Source organism: Bifidobacterium sp. ESL0682 (assembly GCF_029392815.1).
Taxonomy (GTDB): domain Bacteria; phylum Actinomycetota; class Actinomycetes; order Actinomycetales; family Bifidobacteriaceae; genus Bifidobacterium.
In genome coordinates this window covers 446495-469416 of sequence record NZ_CP113942.1, presented here as the reverse complement: position 1 = coordinate 469416, position 22922 = coordinate 446495, and the positions used below count along the sequence as shown (strand labels likewise).

The 22922-nt window shown below is 57.6% G+C and carries 16 protein-coding genes and 2 pseudogenes; 3 read left to right on the top strand and 15 right to left on the bottom strand.

All coding sequences use genetic code 11. The features are described from left to right. Nucleotides 1-160 precede the first annotated feature (160 nt). Nucleotides 161-2122 (top strand): hypothetical protein, encoded by a 1962-nt coding sequence (locus OZX57_RS01935; protein ID WP_277162505.1) that lies wholly within the window; start codon nucleotides 161-163, stop codon nucleotides 2120-2122. Nucleotides 2123-2497: 375 nt separating this feature from the next. Here OZX57_RS01935 and OZX57_RS01930 read toward each other — a convergent pair whose 3' ends face one another. The 3 genes from OZX57_RS01930 to OZX57_RS01920 form a co-directional block, all read right to left on the bottom strand. Then, nucleotides 2498-3004 (bottom strand): hypothetical protein, encoded by a 507-nt coding sequence (locus OZX57_RS01930; protein WP_277162504.1) that lies wholly within the window; start codon nucleotides 3002-3004, stop codon nucleotides 2498-2500. Nucleotides 3005-3024: 20 nt separating this feature from the next. Continuing rightward, nucleotides 3025-3366, bottom strand: coding sequence for a hypothetical protein (locus OZX57_RS01925; RefSeq protein ID WP_277162503.1), 342 nt, complete (start codon nucleotides 3364-3366; stop codon nucleotides 3025-3027). A gap of 167 nt (nucleotides 3367-3533) precedes the next feature. Next, nucleotides 3534-4496, bottom strand: coding sequence for an A/G-specific adenine glycosylase (locus OZX57_RS01920; protein ID WP_277162901.1), 963 nt, complete (start codon nucleotides 4494-4496; stop codon nucleotides 3534-3536). Between the two features lie 305 nt (nucleotides 4497-4801). On the opposite strand from OZX57_RS01920, the pseudogene fucO reads away from it, so the two are divergent. Together fucO and OZX57_RS01910 are read left to right on the top strand one after the other, a co-directional pair. Then, nucleotides 4802-5958 (top strand): annotated as a pseudogene (gene fucO, locus OZX57_RS01915) (lactaldehyde reductase). 76 nt (nucleotides 5959-6034) lie between these two features. Next, nucleotides 6035-6694, top strand: coding sequence for a tRNA (cytidine(34)-2'-O)-methyltransferase (locus OZX57_RS01910; RefSeq protein ID WP_277162502.1), 660 nt, complete (start codon nucleotides 6035-6037; stop codon nucleotides 6692-6694). A gap of 65 nt (nucleotides 6695-6759) precedes the next feature. On the opposite strand, the gene OZX57_RS01905 is transcribed toward OZX57_RS01910, so the two are convergent. From OZX57_RS01905 to OZX57_RS01850, 12 genes and pseudogenes are all read right to left on the bottom strand, one after another. After that, entirely contained in the window at nucleotides 6760-8124 is a 1365-nt protein-coding gene (locus tag OZX57_RS01905) for a PFL family protein (RefSeq protein ID WP_277162501.1), read from the bottom strand. 14 nt (nucleotides 8125-8138) lie between these two features. Then, entirely contained in the window at nucleotides 8139-8411 is a 273-nt protein-coding gene (locus tag OZX57_RS01900) for an ACT domain-containing protein (RefSeq protein ID WP_277162500.1), read from the bottom strand. 163 nt (nucleotides 8412-8574) lie between these two features. After that, entirely contained in the window at nucleotides 8575-9915 is a 1341-nt protein-coding gene (locus OZX57_RS01895; protein WP_277162499.1) for an MFS transporter, read from the bottom strand. 230 nt (nucleotides 9916-10145) lie between these two features. Next, nucleotides 10146-11411: a galactokinase gene (galK, locus tag OZX57_RS01890; RefSeq protein WP_277162900.1), complete on the bottom strand. Its 1266-nt coding sequence runs from the start codon at nucleotides 11409-11411 to the stop codon at nucleotides 10146-10148. A 53-nt stretch (nucleotides 11412-11464) separates the two neighbouring features. Then, nucleotides 11465-12718, bottom strand: coding sequence for a galactose-1-phosphate uridylyltransferase (gene galT / locus OZX57_RS01885; protein WP_277162498.1), 1254 nt, complete (start codon nucleotides 12716-12718; stop codon nucleotides 11465-11467). Nucleotides 12719-12858: 140 nt separating this feature from the next. After that, nucleotides 12859-13656, bottom strand: a complete 798-nt coding sequence (locus OZX57_RS01880; protein WP_277162497.1) for a DeoR/GlpR family DNA-binding transcription regulator — start codon at nucleotides 13654-13656, stop codon at nucleotides 12859-12861. 243 nt (nucleotides 13657-13899) lie between these two features. Then, nucleotides 13900-16182 carry a transglycosylase domain-containing protein gene (locus tag OZX57_RS01875; RefSeq protein ID WP_277162496.1) on the bottom strand — a complete coding sequence of 761 codons (2283 nt, stop codon included), beginning with the start codon at nucleotides 16180-16182 and terminating at the stop codon, nucleotides 13900-13902. A gap of 195 nt (nucleotides 16183-16377) precedes the next feature. Next, nucleotides 16378-17091 carry a Crp/Fnr family transcriptional regulator gene (locus OZX57_RS01870; protein WP_277162495.1) on the bottom strand — a complete coding sequence of 238 codons (714 nt, stop codon included), beginning with the start codon at nucleotides 17089-17091 and terminating at the stop codon, nucleotides 16378-16380. 81 nt (nucleotides 17092-17172) lie between these two features. Further along, nucleotides 17173-18276: a lipoate--protein ligase family protein gene (locus tag OZX57_RS01865; RefSeq protein ID WP_277162494.1), complete on the bottom strand. Its 1104-nt coding sequence runs from the start codon at nucleotides 18274-18276 to the stop codon at nucleotides 17173-17175. Beyond that, on the bottom strand, nucleotides 18248-18922 hold the full coding sequence (locus OZX57_RS01860) for an NINE protein (protein WP_277162493.1): 675 nt from the start codon (nucleotides 18920-18922) through the stop codon (nucleotides 18248-18250). The genes OZX57_RS01865 and OZX57_RS01860 overlap by 29 nt, the downstream gene beginning before the upstream one ends. 186 nt (nucleotides 18923-19108) lie before the next feature. Continuing rightward, entirely contained in the window at nucleotides 19109-20152 is a 1044-nt protein-coding gene (locus OZX57_RS01855) for a 3-isopropylmalate dehydrogenase (protein ID WP_277162492.1), read from the bottom strand. Nucleotides 20153-20230: 78 nt separating this feature from the next. Beyond that, nucleotides 20231-22773, bottom strand: a pseudogene (locus tag OZX57_RS01850) (S9 family peptidase). Nucleotides 22774-22922 lie beyond the last annotated feature (149 nt).

Here is a 22922-nt window from a genome sequence, read left to right as displayed (position 1 = left end):
AGACGCCTGCACTCTGCATATATCAGGTGGAGGAATGACTCCCGCTCCAATGTTTAACGGTGTTGCCCGTAAAGATGTACCTTGGGACAGATATAAGCCCCAAATTACCCGAGTACAAACCGAGGGAAATCTTAGTATCTTTTTAGGTACTTACTACTACTTGATTACAACGGGCGAGACTGACTCCACAGACAACCCCATGTTCAACGATATGCCAGCCTTAACGACATTCGATACGACCAACGGCAATCTCGAACTTTGGGGTGCCGCAGGCAACAGAATGTTCTACGGCGACGGCGCCGTCACCGATATCAAAGGCATGGGTGACTGGGATGTCAGCCACATTGGACATTACGGCGCAGGCGCGACACAAATGTTCCTAGGCTGCATCAGACTGAAAGCCATAGACTTAACCAATTGGAACAACAGCCACGCTGTCGATTGGGGTGTATTCGATTCAATATTTCCGACTGATTTTGCATCATCCACACCCCTGCACAATCTACAACATCTGACTTTCGGACCAACCCGAATATTTAAATATCCTCAGGCTTTAACTAATCAATTAGACGGTAATCAACGATGGGATATAGTCACACACACGGCCAACAAGTGCGCCACACTCACCTACTTCGGCAATACAGCATCGGTGGCCGCGCACGTGACTTCATCCAACCCGGCCGGTGATTTCTATCGCGAGGGCAGTGGCATCACACCGCCATGCGTGAAAATTACCTCTGTCAACGCCAACGGCGGCACCGGCGGTGGATCGGTCGACCTGCAGGCGGACACCAGCGCCGGCACCGGATCAGTCACCATGCCCAGCGCCACCATGATCACCGGCAACAAAGCCAACAGCCTTTGGGATCACTGGGACACCAACAGCGCCGGCACCGGCGGGAACAACTGGCCTTCCAACCGCACCGTCTACTTCCCCAAAGACACCAACGCCACCTACACCCTCTACGCGCAATGGCGAGCCGCGCCCGCACCCAAGGCCAACAGACCCACGGTCACCGTGCCCACCTCCGGCAGCCCGACCACCAGGCTCACGGTCGACAACCCCGCCACCCATTACAACAGCGAGGTCCTGCACGTCGCCGCCTCCAGTGCGGGCGGCGCCGCCTGGTGCCCCTCCTCCGGCGGATGCACATATACCTACCCCGGCGGCGGAACGGGAGGGACCGTCTACTGGACGCCCTCCGTCGGCGAACTGCAGGCCGACTACGGCGACACCTACACCATCAGTACTTGGGTCACTTTGACCGACCCGAGTACCACACGAGCGGTGAGCACGGTGCCCTCCACCACCAACGGCAGCGAATTGACCGGCATATTGCCCTATGCCAAAGTCGGCTTCGACGCCAACGGCGGCACCGGAGCGCCGGCCGGAACCGTGCAGGGGCTTGTAGACACCGCCAGCGGTTATACGCGCGTGACCGTCCCGACAGGCACCATACCCATCGGCGCCATTGATTCAGGGCAAGGCGTTTCCCATTTGGCATTCATCGGATGGAGCACCTCCTCCACCGCTACCGCCGCCGACGCCACGCTCAACCCCGGCAAGCAGCTGGGCGGTATCGGTGCCAAAACGCTCTACGCCGTTTGGAAGACCGTGGCCACACCCACGAACATGGGGGCTGTGCGCATCGCCAGCAACAACCAGATCCGCATCACCGGGTCGGCCACACCTTGGGCCAGCACCGATACCGTCACCGCCTGCGTCAAACCCACCGGTAGCGCCGAGACGGCATGGCAATGCGCCAATACCGGCAGTGCCGACAGCCAATGGGACGCCACATCCCTGAGTTGGAACGGCGCCAACACGCACACCTGGGCCGTGACGTTGCCTCACAATGCCGATACCATCCGCGCAGGGCAGTACGACATCAAGGCCTATCTCGGCACCAACGGACCTTGGCAAGCCAGCAATACTGCCATTTCGCTGAACACCACTGCGAGCCTGAGGCTCAGCGGCGCACAATCCGGCCTGCCGTTGACCGGCGGGCGGCCACAACGGCTTGCCACACTGATGGCTGGCGGAATCGGCGCGACGCTCCTCCTGCTTGCTGCGGTCACCTGCCTGCGCAACCAGCGCAGAAAAGCCCGTCACAGCAGATAACACCATTGCCGCGAAGCCTAGTCAATAGAAGACATGGCTTCACGGCAATGCAATCTAAGACTTCCCACCCGGAATCCAACACCCTCGGGCGGGAACCAACCGGGCATCGACACGGCCAACAAACCCAAAAACCAACCTCCGTGTCGGTGCCCATTTACTTTTCTCATGCAACAGCGAGGTTGCTCTGTCTTCTTTCATCATGTTGTCAGCATTGATTGCACATTATGTTGTTGTTTTATTCGCCACTCGGCGCCCTTTGGCTATCGAGTAGCGGTTAAATTCGGAAATTCCCTCGTTGGGCAAAACCAGCGAGGGAATTCATCGTTAACAGCATTCTAAAAATCTGAAACTTGGATTGCAGTCCAGCAACATCGGCTACTGAACGGTGACAGGAACTTTCTCGCTTTTGACCTCTGGATGATCTTTGAGACTCAGCTGGGCCATGTAGGTGCCACGCTTGACGCGAGGAAGCTGCTGATCAGGCACGCAGGTCGAGCCAGTTTTGTCGGTTGGCCAAGTAATTTTCTGCACGTCCTTGTCGCCTTTGGCCATCAGCAGCTTGCGCGTATTAGCTGGGCATGCCGCGGAGCTCCAGACCGTATCGCTGCCGGAAGCTGCACCCGCCTGCGAATCAGAACCGGAATTGGAACCTGATTGAGCGCCAGAACCCGTTTTGGAGTCAGAACCAGATTGACCACCGGACTTGTCGCTGGAATCTGCGTCCGAGGAAGAGCCGGAAACCGACGAAATGGTGAGAATACGCGAAGCGTTCGAGGCATCGATGAGGCATGAATCGGAGCCTTCATAGCGAATCGTGGCCTTGAAATCCAGTGAACCGCCCAGCCCAACGCTTTGCGAGGCCGGAGTCAGCTCGAGTTTCACGTCTTTTTCTCCGCATTGCTTCACGCCGCTCTGATTGGCTTTGCTGTCCTTATTGTCTTTATCGGACTTTCCAGATTTTGAATCATCGCTCTTTTTATCCGCGGATTTGTTGGCCTTCTTCGACCCGTCTTTTTATGAGCATTGGACGCCGCCGAACTCGAGGCGGCTTGACCATCATGACCGTGCGCGGCGGAAGCCTTGGTCACGAGTGCATAAACCCCGAACCCAATCAACGCGACCAGCACCAGCGCCACAATCACCACCACGATGCGACGGCGCAGATAGACGCGTTGCATCTCCTTGTTGGGTTTGCGGTTGGCGTCATTTGATGAATCGCGCTTTTTCGGCTGCTGAGAGGTCATACTTCCAGTGTAAACGAACTTCCTGAATTCCAGGCCAATCGCATTGCATCACATCACGCCGTCCGCGCCTACGCATCGTTTACCGCACTTATCGTTGCCCCGTTACGCTGGCCCAATCATCCAAAACATCAACTATCCGCATAGCCCATCCAAAATTCAAAGACGCATCACTGCGGCAAACGCAACGAGCCGTCAGCCTCGATCTCAATCAACCCGTCCTCATCAAGACTGGCGATGCAGGCGTCAAGTTGGATGTGGTCAGGCCAAAGCTTTTCGACCTCGGGGCGAGACAATATATCTTTGTTGGAACGTTGTGACTGTGACTGCGATGACTCGTGTTGCGATTGCGACCCGGCACCATCAATGCCATCAGGCAACGCTTCCTTCGGCGATGAGTCTGCGAGCGCACGCAAGGCATTCAAAACGATGCCGCGCACCTGACGGTTCGTGCCCTTGAAGCTCTGGCGCGGACGGGTGCGCTTCTCCCCCATGTGCGGGCAGCCGGCGGCGTAGAAGCGACTGTGCGAGGCCCACGGGTCCTCGTCGATTTTCGGATTCTTGGCGGTGCAAATCAACGCGCCCAGCTCAATCAGAGCCTCGTTCCAAATCACGCTTTCTTTAGGGCTTTGCGGCAGCACGGCGTTCGCCAGCTTGCGTTCCTCCGTCTTGGTGGCACCGCCGAAAGACTCTTCGCCTTTGAACGTGCGCCAGAGCACGCGGCGGACGTTGGTGTCGAGGACGGCGATACGCTCGCCGAACGCAAAGCTCATCACCGCGCTGGCCGTATAGTCGCCGATGCCCGGCAGTGCCACCAGCTCGTCGTAGGTATGAGGAAGTTCGTTGTGATATTGCTCGGCCACCACTTTCGCACATTCCTGAAGCCGCAATGCACGCCGCGGGTAGCCAAGCCTGCCCCATGCCGTGATGACCTCGGCCGTACTCGCCTTGGCAAGGCTTGCGGCATCCGGCCAGACGTCCATCCAATTGGTCCAATACTGCACCACGCGGCTCATCTGCGTCTGCTGACTCATGACTTCGGAAATGAGGATGCCCCAAGGCGTCGTGCGCCCGAATCGCCACGGTAGATCGCGGGCGTTCTCGTCCCACCACGCGAACAGCTCCTGCCTCATCACTTCAAGTTCGTCGGCACTGAAACCTTCGACCGGTCCACGCTCACCTGCGAGCCCTCGAGCCGAATCCGCATCTGCGGCACGCACATTTTCAATCCCGCTGTACGAGTTTTTATCCACATCGCACGGACTTTCGCCAGTTGCCGTCATATCCACGCCTTCCTGAATCATCCGACCATTCTGCCCTGATGCCGCTACAGCCTTACGAATCAAATGCTGTGAGCGATAACGAGATAGTAGGAACATGACACTACAATAAACAACGATGTGAGCTATCTCACACTAAAACCATAAAGGAGTGAACAATGGTGTATCGCATGATCTTCAATCAGGAAGCCTATTTCGGGCGCGGAGCAATCAAGGAAATCCCGAATGTCGCCAAGGCACACGGCTTCACCAAGGCTTTCATCGTCACTGACCCGGTGCTGCTCAAGACCGGAACCGTCAAGAAGGTCACTGACGTGCTCGATGCGGCCGGCATGCCCTACGAAATCTTCGACAACGTCAAGCCGAACCCGCCGGTGGAGTGCATCCAAGACGGTGTGGCGAAGTTCAAGAGCGCCGGCGCCGACTTCCTGATCGGTCTGGGTGGCGGCTCGCCGCAAGACACCTGCAAGGGCATTGGCATCATTGCCGCGAACCCAGAGTTCGCTGACGTGCTTTCGCTGGAAGGCACCGCTGCCACCAAGAACCCGTCCGTCCCGATCTTCGGCGTGCCCACCACCGCCGGAACAGCTTCGGAGACGACCATCAACTACGTGGTCACCGACACCGCCAAGAAGCGCAAGTTCGTCGCCGTCGACCCGCATGACATCCCGCTGGTCGCCTTCGTCGATCCGGACATGACCGACTCGATGCCGCGCAGCCTCAAGGTCGCCACTGGCCTCGACGCACTGACCCACGCCATCGAGGGCTTCGTCACCCCAGGCGCCTGGGAGCTTTCCGATTGCCTCTCGCTGCAGACGATTCGTATGATTGCCGAGAACCTCGCCAAGTCTGCCGATGGCGACGTTGAGGCCGGCGAGAAGATGGCCTACGCTTCCTACATCACTGGCATGGCATACTCCAATGTCGGCCTTGGCCTGGTGCACGGCATGGCGCACGCTCTGGGTGGTCTGCTCGGTGTTGCGCACGGCGTGGCGAACGGCATTCTGCTCGCCCCGGTCATGGAATACAACAAGGATTACACCGGTGAGAAGTACCGCGCCATCGCCCACGCGTTCGGCGACGGTGATCCTACAACCCTGATCGCTCAATCGACGAGGTGCGCGAAGAGGCCGTACAGAAGATTCACAAGCTCACCGTCGACCTTGGCAACCCGACCACCATCAGCGAGGTCGGCGCCAAGGAAAGCGACATCGACGGCCTGACCGAGAACGCCTTCGTAGATGTCTGCACGGGCGGCAACCCGCGCAAACCCACCAAGGACGAAATCCGCGCCATCTATGAGAGCCTGATGTAAGGGTTCTTTAACGATGAAAAGCCCGCTGGTTTCCGGCGGGCTTTTTCGTGTCGCTTTGCGGCGATAACTTTGAACTATGACAGAAGCAGCGCAGACGGCGGAAAACGCCGGGAATCCAGAGAACAAAGTCACCGATATGTACGAATACGGCTATCGCAAGTCCAATTACGGGCCGGACGAGCTCGTCACCGACGCGCACGGCAACCCGATCAGCGTGGTCGACGCGATGATGAGCGCCAAGGACGCCAGCGAGGCCAAGACGGTGACGCCGCACCTGTGCTACTACTCCCCGCGCATCCCCGGCAACACCGGCTCCGCCATCCGCCTGTGCGCCGTGACCGGGACGATTCTGCATCTGGTCGAGCCGCTCGGCTTCAACCTCAAAGACACCAAGTTGCGCCGCGCCGGCCTTGATTACCATGACATGGCCCACGTCGTGCTGCACCCGGACTTCGACGACCTGGTGAAGTCGATGCCGAACTCACGCATCATCGCCTTCACCGCGCATGCCACCAAGCTCTACACGGACATCGAATACAAACCGACCGATATCCTGCTCTTCGGCCCGGAACCGGGCAACATCCCCGATCCAATGGACATCATGGAAGGCCCGCACGTCGCCGAGCAAGTGCGTCTGCCGATGCGCCCGAGCCTTCGCAGCCTCAACCTCACAAACTGCGCCTCCATCGCCATCTACGAAGCCTGGCGCCAGCTCGGTTTCCAAGGCGGGGAATAAATTTCCTAAGAATATGACGAAAAGGCCACCGACAGTGTGTCAGTGGCCTTTTCTGTTACCGGACTTCAGTTCTTGAAGCTGTGAATCGGGGCGGGGATGCGGCCGCCACGGGTGACGAAGGCTTCGCAGGAGGTCTGGTTGACCGGGATGATTGGCGCGTAGCCCATCAAGCCGCCGAAATTGGCCACTTCGCCGACGCTTTTACCATAGACGGGGATGACGCGCACAGCGGTGGTCTTCTGATTGACCATGCCGATGGCGGCCTCGTCAGCAATCATGCCAGAAATCGTGGAAGCGGTGGTCTCGCCAGGAATCGCAATCATGTCAAGGCCGACCGAGCAGACGCAGGTCATCGCCTCGAGCTTTTCAATGGTCAGGCATCCGGATGCCGCCGCATCAATCATGTTCTTGTCTTCAGAAACTGGGATGAACGCACCGGAAAGGCCGCCAACATAGGAGGAGGCCATGATGCCGCCCTTCTTCACCTGATCGTTGAGCATCGCGAGCGCCGCAGTGGTGCCAGGAGCACCGACCTGATCGAGGCCAATCTTCTCCAAGACTTCGCCCACCGAATCGCCGACTGCGGCCGTGGGAGCCAGCGACAGATCGATGATACCGAAGGGCACACCGAGCCGCTTGGAAGCCTCCTGCGCAACAAGCTGACCGACGCGGGTAATCTTGAAAGCGGTACGCTTGATGGTCTCGCACAGGAATTCGAAATCCTTGCCTTTGGCCGCGTCGAGCGCACGGGAGACCACACCAGGCCCAGAAACACCGACGTTGACGACCACATCGCCTTCGGTGACACCGTGGAAACCACCGGCCATAAACGGGTTGTCGTCAGGAGCGTTGCAGAAGGCCACGAATTTGACGCAGCCGTAGCTGTCGTTGTCACGCGTGGCATAGGCGGTGTCTTTGATGACGTGGCCTAAGAGCTCGACGGCATCCATGTCGATGCCGGTTTTGGTGGAGCCGACGTTGACCGACGAGCAGACGATATCGGTTTGCGAGAGCGCCTGCGGAATCGATTCGATGAGCATGCGTTCGGCCGGTGTCATCGACTTGGAAACCAACGCGCTGTAGCCGCCGATGAGATCGACGCCGACCTGCTTGGCCGCGCGGTCGAGCGCATGGGCAATCTTGACGAAGTCCTCCGGCGATTTGCAAGAGCTCGCGCCCACCAGCGCAATCGGCGTGACCGTGATGCGCTTGTTGACGATCGGGATGCCGAAGTCGCGTTCGATGGACTCGCCGACCTTCACCAGGTCGCGGGCCTTGTCGGTGATCTTGTTGTAGATGTTGTCGCAGACCGTGTCCACGTCGGCGGCCGCGCAGTCAAGCAGCGAGATACCCATGGTGATGGTGCGCACGTCGAGCTTTTCCTGCTCGATCATCTGATTGGTCTCGTGGACCTCCATAATGTTCAGCATTGCTTGTCCCTCGCTCAGACCCGGTGCATCTTCGTGAAGATTTCCTCGCGCTGGCAGCGGATGCGCACGCCGATCTTGTCGCCAAGCGCCTCGAGGTCGTCGACCAGCGCCGAGAACTCCTCGTCGGAATTGGCATAATCGACGATCATCATCATGTTGAAGAATCCGTCGATGATGGTCTGCGAAATGTCGAGAACGTTCACTTTATGCTGCGAAAGGTAGGTGCAGACCTGCGCGATGATGCCGACAGTGTCCTGTCCGACCACGGTGATGACCGCTTTATCCATGGAAACCCCTTAAACGATTTGAAGGCTGGCGATAATGGCCACCTAACCTCATGTTGAATCCAGTATAGACGAGCAACGGTCATTCATCACCGCAACGTCCGTCTGTCACATGGACCCGCCGGTTCATCCTCATGGCATTCGTAAGTCACGTGGACCATTCGGTTCATCGTCCATCAGCCACCGGTTCAGCAGCATTTTCGAAACGCGGGCGAAGTCGGAACGCCGCAGACAGGCCGAACGCCGCAATGGCGAAGAAGATGACGGCACTGGCCAGGCTCGGCAGATAGGAACCTGTGAAATCGAAGACCGCTCCATGCACGGTCGCCGAAAGCGCAAGCGCCATCGTACCGGCCACCTGTACGCCACTGAAGATCTCGGCGTAGTTGCGCCTGCCGAAGCATCGACGCACCAACCAGGGCACCGCCACCAAGACGACCCCTTGCCCGAGTCCGGCCAACAGACCAGCAACTGTGGCGAGTCCAGGAACCTTGACCAGCATCATCATGAGCCAGCCCGCCAACCCGACCACCGAATACAGGACGAGCACCAGTTGGGTGTTGAGCCGATCGAGCAGAATGCCTATGGTGGCCTTGCCGACAGCCGCGCCAAGCATGATACCGGAGACGACCAGTGCACCTTGCTGCAGATTCAGCCCACGCGTCTGCTCATATCCCGACACATGCTGCACCAGACCAGAGGTGAACTGCAACATCACAGAGATAACGGCCAGAAGCATGAACGTCACCGTGCGATAAGCGTCATGAGCGGCAACACCTGTGATAGAGGAATCATCGGCCTTTGCTTCTAGATCTTTATCGCCACCGTTCATATTGCCGTCCTTGGATGCCTCATCGCCGGCAACATAGCTTGCATCAGTCGCAACAGTGCTGTGCCCGTATGCGAATTCACCACGAGATTCATCAGGCAGAAACTTGAGTACCAACAGCGAGAAAGGCAGAATGCAGACGGCCAACACCAGCGCCGTGAATCGATAGGAGGTGCGCCAACCGAAATCGGAGATCCATGAGGAGACCACCGGGTTGAAAACCATGCCGCCCACACCGGAGAGTCCGAGTGCGATGCCCATCACCATACCCACCTTCTGTTCAAACCAGTTGGAGAGCAAGACACTGGGCGCCAGGGAAACCGGGATGACGTAGGCCACGCCGAGGATGACGAACGCCACATAGAACTGCCACAGGGCCGTGAAATAGGAACCCGCAAAGAAGACAATCGCGCAGACGGCCACGCATACGCTAATCAGTATGCGGGAATCGAAACGCTTCATCGCACGCCCGCCCACAACCATCGTCAGCGCCCCCACGCCGTTCATGATGGTGGTGGCCAGCGCCACCTGCGCGCGGCTGACGTGGAGTTCCTGGCTCAGCACCGCATAATAGAGACCGGGCGTATTAATAATCATGCCAAAACCGACCAGCGATAACACGCAGCAACCTACGAACACCAGCCATGGCCTGATGGCAGAGAAACGAGATGACGACATAGAAATACAAAACCTTCCAGCGATTTTCATGGAAACCACTGGAAGGTTATCGGCTCATCACGCGGAAAGACAATGACTGTGACGCTATCTCCACCAGCGTTCACATCCCCTTTACGGATATTGCAACTTCATCACAACTCTGGCGAGATCATCGTAGATTTATGCGACAGTTCAATTGTTGTTCTCGTAATATCACTACAACTTTATTTCAGTCATCTGGTTTATCTGGCTTATGCCTCTTTGCGTGCGGAATCGGATGCGACTGCAGCCAAAGCACGCGGAGCATGGAAGCCCTGATGCGCAAATTCGTCGGCGATCGCCTGGGCGATGGCGTGTCCTTGGCCTTTGTCGACCAGCGCGATGATGGAGCCGCCGAAACCGCCTCCGGTCATCCGAGCACCATATGCGCCGTGCTTGCGAGCGACGTCCACCGCCACGTCGAGCTCAGGGACGGTAACCTCGTAATCTTTGGCAAGCGAATCATGAGAAGCGTTGAATAGTCGCCCAGCTTCCTTGACATCCCCAGCGGTGAATGCCTTCACGAACTCAGGTACACGCCAAATTTCGGTAATGACGTGGCGCACGCGCTTCTTCATCGTCTCGTCCGGCAGCTTGTCGATCACAGCTTGCAACGCCGTCTGCGCAGCATCGGCATCATCTCCGGAGTCTTGTGAAATCCGATCAGCGACAACTCGCAGATTTTCGACGCCTAACATCTTTGCGGCTTCCTCACACATGCTGCGGCGAGCCTCGTACTGCCCGTCGTTGAGCTGGTGGCTGGCCTGTGTGTCGACCACAAGCAGTTCAAGACCCAACGCATCCAGATCGAAGGGCTGCTGGGAAACATTGTGCAGCGCATCAAGCTCCGGACGGCAATCCAGAAGCAATGCATGGTTTGGCATGCAGCGCATCGAAGCATTCTGGTCGAGCCCACCCGTGGATGCGCCGGCCATGTCGTTCTCCGCCTTCATCGCGGCCTGAATCAAGGTGACGCGACCTTCGTCGCTTCCGCCGAAACCGAGCTTGTAGATGTCGTCGAGCGCGAGCGCCGTGGAACAGGTCATCGCGGCCGATGAGCTCAGCCCGCCGCCGACCGGCACACACGAAACGAATGCGGCGTCAAAGCCCTTCACCGCATCGAATCCGACCTCGCGCAACGCCCAGGCCACGCCAATCGGATAGGCGGCCCAACCCTCAACATCCCGAGCCTTGAGCCCATCAAGGTCAACGGTCACGGGCTTGCGGTCGCCGAAACTGGAAACGACGCGCACCACGCCACTCTCCTTGGGAGCGACGGCGACAAATGTGCGATGAGGCAGAGCGATTGGTAGGCAAAGCCCGGCGTTGTAGTCCGTGTGCTCGCCGATCAGGTTCACGCGCCCTGGAGCCGACCACACGCCCGCCGGAGCCTCGTTGAATGTGTCCACAAAGAGTTCGGCTACCTCGCCGACCGCTTCTTTGGCATCCAACGGTTCAAGGTATTGGACGTCTCTGATGTTGGTCATTTGATTTCCTCCATGAAATAAGTGTGACGATCTGCGGAATTGATTCAGTCGATATCGATCGGCCCGAGCTCGTGGAAGCGGGCGGCGATGCGTTCCGGTGTCGTGTCGCTCACCCATGCGCCCATCCCGGATTCGGAGCCGGCCAAGTACTTGACCTTGTTGGCGGCCCGGCGGAACGAGAAGAACTGCAGGTTGAGGCGGTAGTTCTCGCCGCGCGAATCGTGCACAGGTGCCTGGTGCCAGGCTGAGATGTACGGCAGATCCATGCCTTTGCCATCGCCCTTATCAAAGAAGGCGTTGCCGCGGCGCAGCAGATGCGAATACATCGAGGCCAGATCCCAGCGTTCCTGGTCGTTGAGCTCGTCGAGGGTTCGCACGTCACGCACGGGGGCCACATGGACCTCCAAGGGCCAGCGTGCGGCGGCCGGCACATAGGCGACCCAGCTGGAATTGCGCATCACCACGCGTGTGCCGGCCGATATTTCGGCATCCATGATGTCGCGCAGGAGATTGCCGCCGGTCCGCTCGAAATAGGCTTGCGTATGCTGCAGCTCGGTCTCCATCTTAGGTGGAATGAACGGATAGCAGTAGACCTGACCATGCGGATGCGCGAGCGAGACACCGATTTCAGCGCCGTGGTTCTCGAAGGGGAAAATCTGTTCGATGCCATCCATGTGCGAGATTTCGGCGGTACGGAAGGCCCATGCCTCCACGACGGTGCGCAGGCGCGAAACCGGCAGATCGGCGGGAAGACCGTCCTCGTTCGGATCGAAACAGATGACCTCACAACGTCCGGCCGCAGGCTTCTGCTCCCACAGCTCGGTGTCATCGACCTGAGTAACAGCGTTCGGCACGCCGGGCACCTGCACCATCGAGGGGAAACGGTTCTCGAAGATGACCACATCGTAATCGGTGTCGGGCACTTCCCCGTCCTGATACGGATCACCGGGCTTGCGTGCGGCCAGCGGATTGCCTTTGGCTGTGGCTCCTGGACCGGCGGTAATCGGTCGGTTCATACGGGCCGCCGCCATCGGAATCCATTCACCAGTCAACGGATCACGGCGCATGATCGGCTCGGCGTACGGCACCTCGTGGCCATCGGCATCAAGATGCGGGGCGAACCGGTTGGCCAGTGGACGCGGGTCCTTCAACTCGCGGGTTTTGGCCCCACTGGCATATTCCGGATCGTCGTCCAGATAGAAGAAATCTCGCCCGTCCGCCAGTTTCGTAGACGTGATGCGGATATGCTCGGACGCATATTTTCCGGGATGATAATACTTGAATTCCTGCTGCTTCATCGCTGCTCCTTCGCGTAGGTTTTCATGTCATCAGACCATCGGTTTCGTCTCCATCGAGGCAGCCGCCGTCGGCATTCGATTATCGTTGCATAATCGTGAAAAGTTATTGGTTACGATTGGCGTCGTCGCCTCTCGTGCGTTCAGTCCTCCAGTTGCCCGGGACCCTTGGTCAGCACCAGATGATTGACCAGCTTGCGGGTCTCTTCGGCCGAGGTCGGATCAAGACCGTCGTCGGTGATGAGGGTGTCGACCTGATCGAAACGGGCGAAAAGGGAAAGCGAGGTGCAACTCCACTTCGTGTGATCGGTCAGAATCACCGTTTTGTCGGCGATATCCATCATGGCCATGTCGGTGGCAGCCTCAAGCGAGTTCGGCATGAGGAAACCACGAGGTATCGAGACGGAATGAGTACCCAAGAACACGGTGTTGACGCGCAACGACTCGATGACTTTGTCGGAAATCGGGCCGACCAACGAGTTCGAGCGGGTGATCACACCGCCGGTGACGATAACCTCGACGTCCTTGCTCTCCAAGGCCTGTACGAGCTCCGCCACGGGAATCGAGTTGGTGAGGATGGTGATATTGCTCGCACGCTGGCTTTCCAGGAGGTGCTGCGCGAAGATGTAAGACGTCGTGCCGCCGCCGATGGCGATGACGTCACCGGGCGAGACGTATTTGACAGCCTCCTGCGCAATTGCGTCCTTAAGCCCGATATCCATCTGCGATTTGACGGAGAAAAGCGGTTCACTGAGCAACGTGCTGGTAGTCACCGCGCCGCCGTGGACACGTTTCAACAGGCCTTTGTCGGCCAAGTCCGCAATATCGCGGCGCACCGTCATCGCAGAGACGCCGAGTTCCTTGGAGAGCGCGGTGATGCGCACCGCGCCTCGTGTACGAAGTCGGCTCAGAATCAAATGCTGACGTTGAGAGGAAATCATACGAACATTATCGCACAAATAAGAGCACGAAACAAACTCACGTGAGCGTTTCCTCTGGTAGGTTTACCAAAATCGAACATTGAGATGAAATCAAACATCGAAAAGACAGGAGCTCAGCCGGCTAAAAACAACGAATCCGATCAACGCCAGCCCGCGCTTTTGTCTTGATTTGAACCGACCAAAAAATCACATAGTCGAACCGAAAAGCCACAAAACAACAGGCTCGGTGCCCTCAATAGTGAATTACTGCATGCCCTGTTCAGTATCTTCGCCTTGTGACTGCTGCTGGTCCTGACCCTGCTGACCACCTTGCGTGTTTTGCGTACTGACATTGCCGGTATTGCCACTCGTATCGGACCGATTGGTGTTATCGGAGGTACTGGCTCCGCCCATGAACTTCGGGTCGGCGTTACCGTAGCTGTTGTCAATCGGGGCATTGATGTCAGCGAGGTATTTATTCATGAACTCCCTCCAAGCCGGCGTGGCAATATCGGAGCCATACCAGTAGGCATGAGACTGACCATTGATGGTCTTGCCGGAGAAGGAGACGTTGTATTCGGCGTTGCCCACGGAGACGAAAGTCGCGACCTGGTTAGGAATGAACCCGGAGGTGAGCATACGAGTCTGCTCGTTGGTGCCGGTCTTGGCAAAGGTCTTGCGTCCGTTGTCGAGCTGGGCTTTCTTGGCCTGACCATCGGGGCGGACGACGCCTTGGTTCATGGCGTAAGCCGTGGTCTGTGCAATGGCGGGGTCGATGGCCTGATGGCAGTTGGCGCTAGGAACCTTCAGCGACTTGCCCTGCTTGGAGACAACCTTCTTCAAAGCGATAGGCGTGCACTCCACACCGTTGGCCGCGATGGTGGCGTAGACGTTGGCCATCGTGAGCGGCGAGGCCGCGACAGTACCGATGATCAGCGGTCCGGGCCAGTTCTTGGAGGTGAACAACTTGTCACCATCCTGAGCTTGATGGTAGCCGACGGTTTTCGCCGCATCGACAATCGGGCACATCCCAATCTGTTCGGCCATGGCGGCCTGGGTGGTGTTGTGCGAATGGACGAGGCCGTCAAGCACGGATTCGGCACCGCCGACGCCGCCTTCCGAATTCTTTGGCGACCAACCGTTGTCGGTGCCGGTGTAGCCGGGGCAAGCGAAGGAGTGCCGAGGATAGAAGCCTTTGGGGTGCACCACGTCGGTGATGGACCGGCCCTGCTGCATCCAAGCGATCATGTTGATGGGTTTCCATGTGGAACCGACCTCCCAGCCGGTGCCGCCTCCGTCTTTCTGATCGACCGCATAATTGACGGCCGTGCGCGTGGGATCACTTTTTGCCGCATCCGTCGGGTCATAGGTACGGTTGATGCCGAAGCCGAGTACTTCGCCGGTTCCGGGTTTGATGGAGGCCATGGCGACTTCGAATCCGCTCGGGTCATTCACAGGAACGGTGTCGCGCGCGGCCTGCATTGCGTCGGCGTTGGCATGCACATCCATGGTGGTGTAGATGTTGAGTCCGCCCTCGTTCAGAAGCTTGGTGCGATCCCTAGCGGTCTTGCCGAATTCCTTGGAATTGAGAATCTGCTTGGTGGCGTAATCGCAGAAGAATCCTGCGTCACCCGCAACCTGGCAACCGACCTGCGTCGAGTTGTCCTGCAGATTGAGTGTGCTTGCTATGGGCTGTGACCGGTATTTGTCGTGGTCACCCTGCGAGATGAAATGCTGCTCGAGCATCAGGTCAAGGACGATGTTGCGCTGCTTCTGCGCCTCGGGCTGGTTCTGGGCCACCGACGGATCGTATTTGGCCGGGTTCTTGGTGATGGCGGCAATGGTCGCCGCCTGCCCGATGTTGAGGTCGGCTGCAGAAACGTTGAAATACCGTTTCGCCGCGGTCTCCACACCATAAAGATTGTTGCGCCCGAACTGGGCTATATTGAGATAGCCCTGAAGGATTTCGGCCTTGGAATACTGCTTCTCCATCTGCACCGCGATGAGCATCTCACGTATCTTGCGAGCGATGGTGTCTTCCGACGCATGATATTCGGCGATAGGATCGTTCTTTTCCTTGGCCTCGACCAACAATACGTTCTTGACATACTGCTGGGTCAGCGACGAACCGCCTTGGGTATCGCCGTGATTGATGAAGGTCTGAATGAAGGCACGGAGCACGCCTTGCACGTCCACGCCGGAATGCTCGAAGAAGCGGCGATCCTCACGGGCGACCACGGCTTGCTGCATGGGCTTCGAGACCTGTCGCAACGGCACCACGGTGCGGTTCTGCGCGTAGAAGGTGGCGATGACAGTCTTGCCGTCAGAGGCGTAAATGGTCGATTTCTGCGGCAGGCTGGTCACATCGAAATCGATGTCCTCTACCTTTAGCGACGGAGCCACCGTGCGGGCCGCGCTATTGATGCCAAGCACGCCGGGAATGAAGAACATACCGCCAACCACACCGCCAGCGATGCAAAGGGTGACATAGGTCAGCAGCAGGGCGATCACACGCCGCACAGTGAGGTTGTTCTTCATTTTAGGCATGGTGTCATTCTATGGTATCGCCTCTACCGAAACGGCCGATTCAGTGGCATTATCGCCCGATGCGCACATTGCTCGGAGAGTCTGAGAACTTGCCGAAAGCAAGCCGAAAAATGTATATGAATATACCAGATATCAATCGCGGTCCGAAGCCATCTGGCAACGGACCACGAACAAAACGTAAGCGTGAAGCGATAATCAGTGACGGGAACGACGAATCAGCGCACCTGGCTGGTAGATGATGATGGAACGGCCTTCACGTGCAATCCAGCCACGGTTGGCGAAATCCATCAGCGCCTTGTTGACCGTCTCACGAGAAGAGCCGACCAGCTGGGCCATCTCCTCCTGCGTCAGGTCGTGCGGCACCTTCACGCCGGATTCCACCGGTTCGCCGAAGCGCGAAGCCAAATCGAGCAGCGTCTTGGCCAAACGAGCCGGGACGTCCATGAAGACCAGATCGGAAATCTGCTCGTTGTTGTTGCGCATGCGGTTGGCCATCACCTGCAACATATCCACGGCCACGCGCGGATGCTTGTTGAGCCAGGCGAACAATGTGTCATGTTCGAGCCAACCGACCTGTGTGCCGTTGTTCATCGCAACGGCCGAAGCCGTGCGCGGACCACCGGTCGGGTCAAAAACGGGAATCTCACCGAGAATCTCACCGCGCGTATGGATGCTCAGCAGCTGCACACGGTTGTCACTTGCCTCGCGTGTGAGCTTCACCTTGCCTCGCTCCAACAGATACATGCGCTGATCGGTGGAACCCTCACGAAAAATGTAGTCACCCTTTTCGAACTCAGCTCGCTTCATGTAGGGCATGAGTTCCTCTGCCTCTGATGGAGAGACATGCTTGAACAATGCCGTCTGCAGAAGTTCGTTGTCCGCTTCAGGGGTTCCATTCGGACTAGCCACGAGATCGCACCTCCAAAAATATTCGCTGTGTCGTTACCAGAAATTTTTTGCCTACACTGGCCGACCCAACTATTACTTACTTTAATTGTAACGCTGTTCGATGTAGGTTTCGAGGTGAGAGAAAAGCTCTTCAAACCCCATTTGCGTTTGCCGTTTGAGCGGCGCAACACGTTTGACGGCCGATTTGACGGATTTGTCACGCATCTTTTCCGATGACGTCTTCAATATCCTACTCATTCGTTCGGCATCGATATCATACGCGAGAGTGGTATGGTGCAGCAATGCCCCGGGTCCGCCATGATGAGCGGAAAAGAGGCGTTGTGCAGCACCACCAATCTTACCTTCACTGCAGACGATATCGTTGGTTCCTCCGAATGCTGCGTCGATGCCCAATTCGTTGAGCGCGTCGACAAGCCACTGATCGCATAATCGGAATGATTGGTTCACGGAGAGTCCTTGGACGAAAGCCTGCGGGGCATAGAGCGAGTAGGTGATAACGTTTGCCGGTTCAATGAACATCGTGCCCCCGCCAGTGCAGCGACGGACCACGTCAAATCCCTCTTTGCGAGCTTCTTCGACATCGACCTCATGGTCAATCGACTGGAATCTGCCGACCACGACGGCCGGGCGCGACCAGCGCCAGAACCGTAGTGTGGCAGGTCTTATTCCTTCAGATACCTCACGAGCCCAACGCTCGTCGACCGCCATCTGCTCGGCCGAGTCTCGGGCGATGTCGAGGACCACCTCTGGACGAATTGCCATCCAACGCTTTCGACAAAGTTGATGAAAAGCGTCATTATTTGACGTTGATTTGTCTGAATTATCATTGGCATCGACATTTGCACAAATTGAACGGCACTTTTCGCGTGAAGAACCTTTTACAACGTTTCCCAAAGCTCTCAGATACGCCGTATGTATCGCGTTACCATCGACACCCACCAACCGTACCCGTGGATGGGCACGGAAAACGGTGTCCAACGGCTCGCCGCCAATCAGCGCCCGTTCGATATCCGCAAGCAGGGATTGCGCGGCATCATCGTCGCCCATCACGAAGAAATCGCCATCGACCTTGCACGAGACCGGTTTTCCCGCCTCGTCAACGTAGACATCGACCCCTACCAGCTTGCCTCCAGGAGTCTTGTATTCGCCGCGCAAGTTATTCGCGAAGCTCGACACCCTTGGCATCCCTGTGCCATGGCGAACCATAGTTGGAGCTCAAAATCAGCACGCCTTCAATCAGACCCCAAATAAAGGCCGCAACCGGACCCAAGCCAAACAGAATCCAGCCGATCAATGTCAGGAGCAACTGGGTTACAGCCTTGGCATAGTATCCCAGATAAAAATTGTGCACGCCAAGCCAACCCAGGAAGACACCGAGCAGGCCTGCCACCATCTTGCTTCGCGGCTGATAACCGTAAGGTAAGGGTTGCGGCTGACCGTATTGCGGGGCATAAGGCTGACCCTGCGGGTAGCCGTTCTGCGGCGCATAGGGCTGGCCGCCATTGCCCGCCGTATAACCATACCCGGGCTGGCTTTGCCAAGATTGAGCATAACCGGGCTGCTGATAGTTCGGCTGCCCATAATAGGGCTGCGTATAACCGGGCTGCTGGTAATCGCCCTGGCCGAATTGCGTCTGCTGCGACGATTGCGACTGCCACGATGCGCCATCCTGGGCATAATCAGGCTGCGAATACTGCTGACTCTGGCCCTGATACTGGTCAGAAGGCTGCTGGTACTGGCCTTGGCCGTTGGCACCTGTCTGCGAAGCGTCGAAACCTTGATCGGGCCGCCGGTCGGGCTGGCCGCCTTGGGAATCCGAAGTGTTGTTCATAGTTTCCACTTTAGCCTAAACTGTCGAGCCAAGCATACGAAATTGCTGGGAATTACCTGCGAATCTATTCCTTCGCGATTTATTCCACAATGCGCGTCGGGCGACATCCTTTTCAGATGCCGCCCGACGCACTATATGAAGGTGAGTACCGAGCCGTGGCCTATCACACGATCAGAACCAAACAGCTCAGATTCTATCCAGAATGGACTTGCCGACTTCGGCCGTGGTGCGCTGCTTCTGTGTGTTTTCAGCGATATCAGCCTCGACGACCTCTTCGATGTGCTTGGCCGGCTCATCCATACCAAGGTGGCGCAACAGCATCGCGGTGGAGAGAATGGTGGCGGTCGGGTTGGCAATGCCCTTGCCGGCGATATCGGGCGCCGAGCCGTGGATGGGCTCGAACATCGAGGGGTACTCGTTGGTGGCGTTGATACAGCCAGAGGCGGAATAACCGACACCGCCGACCACGGCACCGGCCTCGTCGGTAATGATGTCGCCAAAGAGATTGTCGGTCAGGATGACGTCGAAGCGGCTGGGATCGGTGACCATGAAGATGGTGGTCGCGTCGATGTGCAGGTAATCATGACTGACTTCGGGGTATTCCTCACCCACCTTGTCGACGATGCGCTGCCACATGTCGCCGGCGTTGACCAGCACGTTCTTCTTGTGGACCAGCGTGACGTGCTTCTTGCGCTTCATCGCCAGCTCGAAAGCGTAGCGAATCACGCGCTCGGCACCGTAAGCGGTGTTGAGGCTGACCTCGGTGGCCACCTCATGCGGGGTGCCCTTGCGAATGTCGCCGCCAGCGCCGCAATAGAGACCTTCCGTGCCTTCACGCACGACGACGAAATCGATGTCGCCCGGATTCTTGAGCGGTGACTCGACGCCTTTGTAAAGCTTGGACGGACGCAGGTTGACATACTGGTCAAGCGAGAAACGCAGTTTCAGCAGCAGGCCACGCTCAAGCAAACCGGCCGGTACGGGGAGCCGGGGGTCACCGATGGCCCCCAACAGAATGGCGTCGGTCTTCTTGATACGCTCGAGATCCTCGTCGGGCAGCACCGCCCCATCGCGCACATAACGTTGGGAGCCAAGATCGAAGTCCTCGTACTCGAAGTCGGCCACGCCTTCGGTAGCCTTCTCCATGACCTCTTGGGCCGGCGGAACGATTTCCTTGCCGATGCCGTCACCGGGGATGACGGCAATATGATATGTCTTTTTAGTGCTCATAGCCGTGACAATAGTCGCGAATTCGGCACTGTCCACTATTTGGTCCGGAAAATGGACACCCTGTCGGCCCAACAATAGTCAGCTCATGACGCCCATCGTGTTTAGGCACCATGCATTTTCATCGCTGACTTCCTGCCATTGCTTGTAGCGCCCGGAAGTCCCGCCGTGACCGGCTTCGACCTCGATACGCGCGATGGCATCCACACCTTGCGATTGCAGACGGGCGATCCACTTGAGCGGTTCCACGTAGAGCACGCGGGTGTCGTTCATCGAGGTGGTGGCGAATATCTTCGGATATCGCGAAGCGGCAGTATCAGATGGGTTTCCATCGGAACTCTGCCTTTCGCCACTTCGATTTACGACACTCTGGTTTTGCGATGTGTCTGCAGACTTGTCATCACCTTGCCAAGGGCCGAATGGCGCATTTTCATAAGGAGAATATGACTTCATATAGTCATAGACGTTCTTATCGTGCAGCGGGTCGCCCCACTCATCCCATTCCGTGACGGTCAGGGGCAACGACGGATCGAGAATCGAGGTGAGCGCATCCACGAACGGCACGTCAGCCTCGATGCCCGCGTAACATTCAGGCGCCATATTCGCCACGGCACCCATCAGCAATCCGCCCGCGGAACCGCCGTTGGCAACGGTGCGCTTAGGGTCGGCAAGTCCGGCTTGTTGCAACGCTTTAGTGGCATCGACGAAATCCTCAAACGTATGACGCTTGGCAAGCCGGCGACCTTGCTCGTACCACGCACGGCCCATCTCACCGCCGCCGCGCACATGCACCACTGCATAAAGCACGCCACGGTCGAGCATGCTGATACGCGCCACCGAAAATCCGGGATCGCTGCTGACCTCATAGGCACCGTAGCCGGTGATAAACATCGGACCGGCAGGAGTCAGACCGGATTGGTTCTCAACTAGTTTGCCGCTGTCAGAAGCCAGTACATCAATATCGCTCAAATGCCCATCCAACGCAACCATGGACTGGCAACAATCCGGTCGCCAGACCAGCGAAACCGGTACCGACTCGCCATCGCGCACCCGCACCCAGACACGCTTCTCGCGGTAGTTGGCAGCATCGAAACCACCATGGACCTTTGCTTGTTTGAGCAGCCTGCTCACACCCGTGGCCACATCAAGTTCGCGCAGCTGCCCCGGTTGCGTATAGCTTGAGAACGAATAACGCATACGCGGCACGTCATAGGAAGGATTACCACCCGCTGAGATGGAATACAGATGCGAGCCCTCACTGCCCTCATCCGGCTGCAATTCGCGGAAACGCCATGAGCGGTGTGCCAGAAAATCCTCCAGCGCATCCTGCTTGGTCATCACAGCGACATGCGGCAGGCTGTCCTTGCGATAGCTCAGCACGACGAAATGACGGTATATCGAGATTCCTTCGATGCCGAGTCCGCGAGCGCCACGCAAAATCTCAGGATTCTCCGGATTGTCATACGGTGTATTCACGCGCTTGCCGGAGGCCTCCGGTTCGACCTCATCGCCGCGCTCGCAACCATACGGCGAGCCTTGGGCTACGACCACTCCTTCGCCCAGCGTATACGGCGGTTCATGCGAGCGCAGGTCGACCACATCCACCTCGAAATTCGGGTTCTTCGCATTGTGATAGACCAGCGCCAGTGGAATGTCAGCACCGTCTTCGCACGCGCCTTCAAACTGTGCAAAGCTCACATCGTATTCCACGCCTTCCTGACGTGGAATGAACGCACGGAACTCACCTTCCGGAGTATCGACCGGCAGCATCAGCACTTCGCTGGTGGTCTTGGACGAGGAACCGATGACCACGTTGCGCTCGTCGAAACTCATTCCAACGCCGACCCAGAAACGCTCGTCGTTCTCGCGAAAGACTTCGACATCATCGTCAAGGTTCGTGCCGACCTGATGTCGGCAAACCGCATACGGCCGCCACGACTGGTCGAGCAAGGTATAGAACACCCACTTGCCATCGGGTGTAAAGCACGCCTCGGCAACACCCTCGAACACTTCGGGCAGCTCGTGACCGTCCTCAAGGCTACGGATACGATAGTCGTAACGCTCACTGCCGGCCGTATCGACGCCATAGAGCAGCCAACGACCGTCGCGAGTCAGGTCCAGTCCGCCCAAGCGGAAGAAGTCATGGCCTTTCGATTCGATATTCGGGTCGAAGACGACCTGCTCCCCGGCATCGAACCGGCCGCATCGCTCGCCTTAATTTGAGGTGGATCCCAATCGTCCGGCCCGGCAATCGGCAGGCGGCATTGCACACCGTATTGCAGCCCTTCCTGAGTCCGCACGAAATACCAATAACCGTCCATTCGTGTCGGCACCGACATGTCAGTCTCGTCGACTCTTGACTTGAGTTCCTCGAACAGCTTATGCTTCAAGCCGTCAAAACCGGCGGTTCGAGCTTGGTAATAGTCGTTTTCCTCACGCACAAGCCGTTGAAGCTCCGGCGAATCCTTGTCGCGCATCCACTCGTAGGGGTCGATGAAGGTGTCGCCATATGCCGTACGTCGGTGCGGCTCAAGTTTGGCTTGGGGAACAGGTAAATCACGCGAGGCAGATGGCTTATCGGCACCTTGCAGCAGCACCGTTGTGAGGTTCGTTTCGTCAGTCATAAGCATCAAGACTATACTCATCAAACGAACATCGACAGGATACGAGGCAACAGTAAATATTTCAGTATCCGTCTCATCTGCCACAGGCAGCTATCGACTCTATGCCGTCATCCTTCGCGATCTCCCTTTGCCGCATGCCGTTCCCGGCC

Bases quoted from the DNA above. Each gene is read 5' to 3' on its own strand.
- OZX57_RS01925 (WP_277162503.1), bottom strand. From the start codon at position 3,366: ATGACCTCTCAGCAGCCGAAAAAGCGCGATTCATCAAATGACGCCAAC.
- OZX57_RS01920 (WP_277162901.1), bottom strand. From the start codon at position 4,496: ATGAGGCAGGAGCTGTTCGCGTGGTGGGACGAGAACGCCCGCGATCTA.
- OZX57_RS01910 (WP_277162502.1), top strand. From the start codon at position 6,035: ATGACAGAAGCAGCGCAGACGGCGGAAAACGCCGGGAATCCAGAGAAC.
- OZX57_RS01905 (WP_277162501.1), bottom strand. From the start codon at position 8,124: ATGCTGAACATTATGGAGGTCCACGAGACCAATCAGATGATCGAGCAG.
- OZX57_RS01900 (WP_277162500.1), bottom strand. From the start codon at position 8,411: ATGGATAAAGCGGTCATCACCGTGGTCGGACAGGACACTGTCGGCATC.
- OZX57_RS01895 (WP_277162499.1), bottom strand. From the start codon at position 9,915: ATGTCGTCATCTCGTTTCTCTGCCATCAGGCCATGGCTGGTGTTCGTA.
- galT (WP_277162498.1), bottom strand. From the start codon at position 12,718: ATGAAGCAGCAGGAATTCAAGTATTATCATCCCGGAAAATATGCGTCC.
- OZX57_RS01880 (WP_277162497.1), bottom strand. From the start codon at position 13,656: ATGATTTCCTCTCAACGTCAGCATTTGATTCTGAGCCGACTTCGTACA.
- OZX57_RS01875 (WP_277162496.1), bottom strand. From the start codon at position 16,182: ATGCCTAAAATGAAGAACAACCTCACTGTGCGGCGTGTGATCGCCCTG.
- OZX57_RS01865 (WP_277162494.1), bottom strand. From the start codon at position 18,276: ATGCCAAGGGTGTCGAGCTTCGCGAATAACTTGCGCGGCGAATACAAG.
- OZX57_RS01860 (WP_277162493.1), bottom strand. From the start codon at position 18,922: ATGAACAACACTTCGGATTCCCAAGGCGGCCAGCCCGACCGGCGGCCC.
- OZX57_RS01855 (WP_277162492.1), bottom strand. From the start codon at position 20,152: ATGAGCACTAAAAAGACATATCATATTGCCGTCATCCCCGGTGACGGC.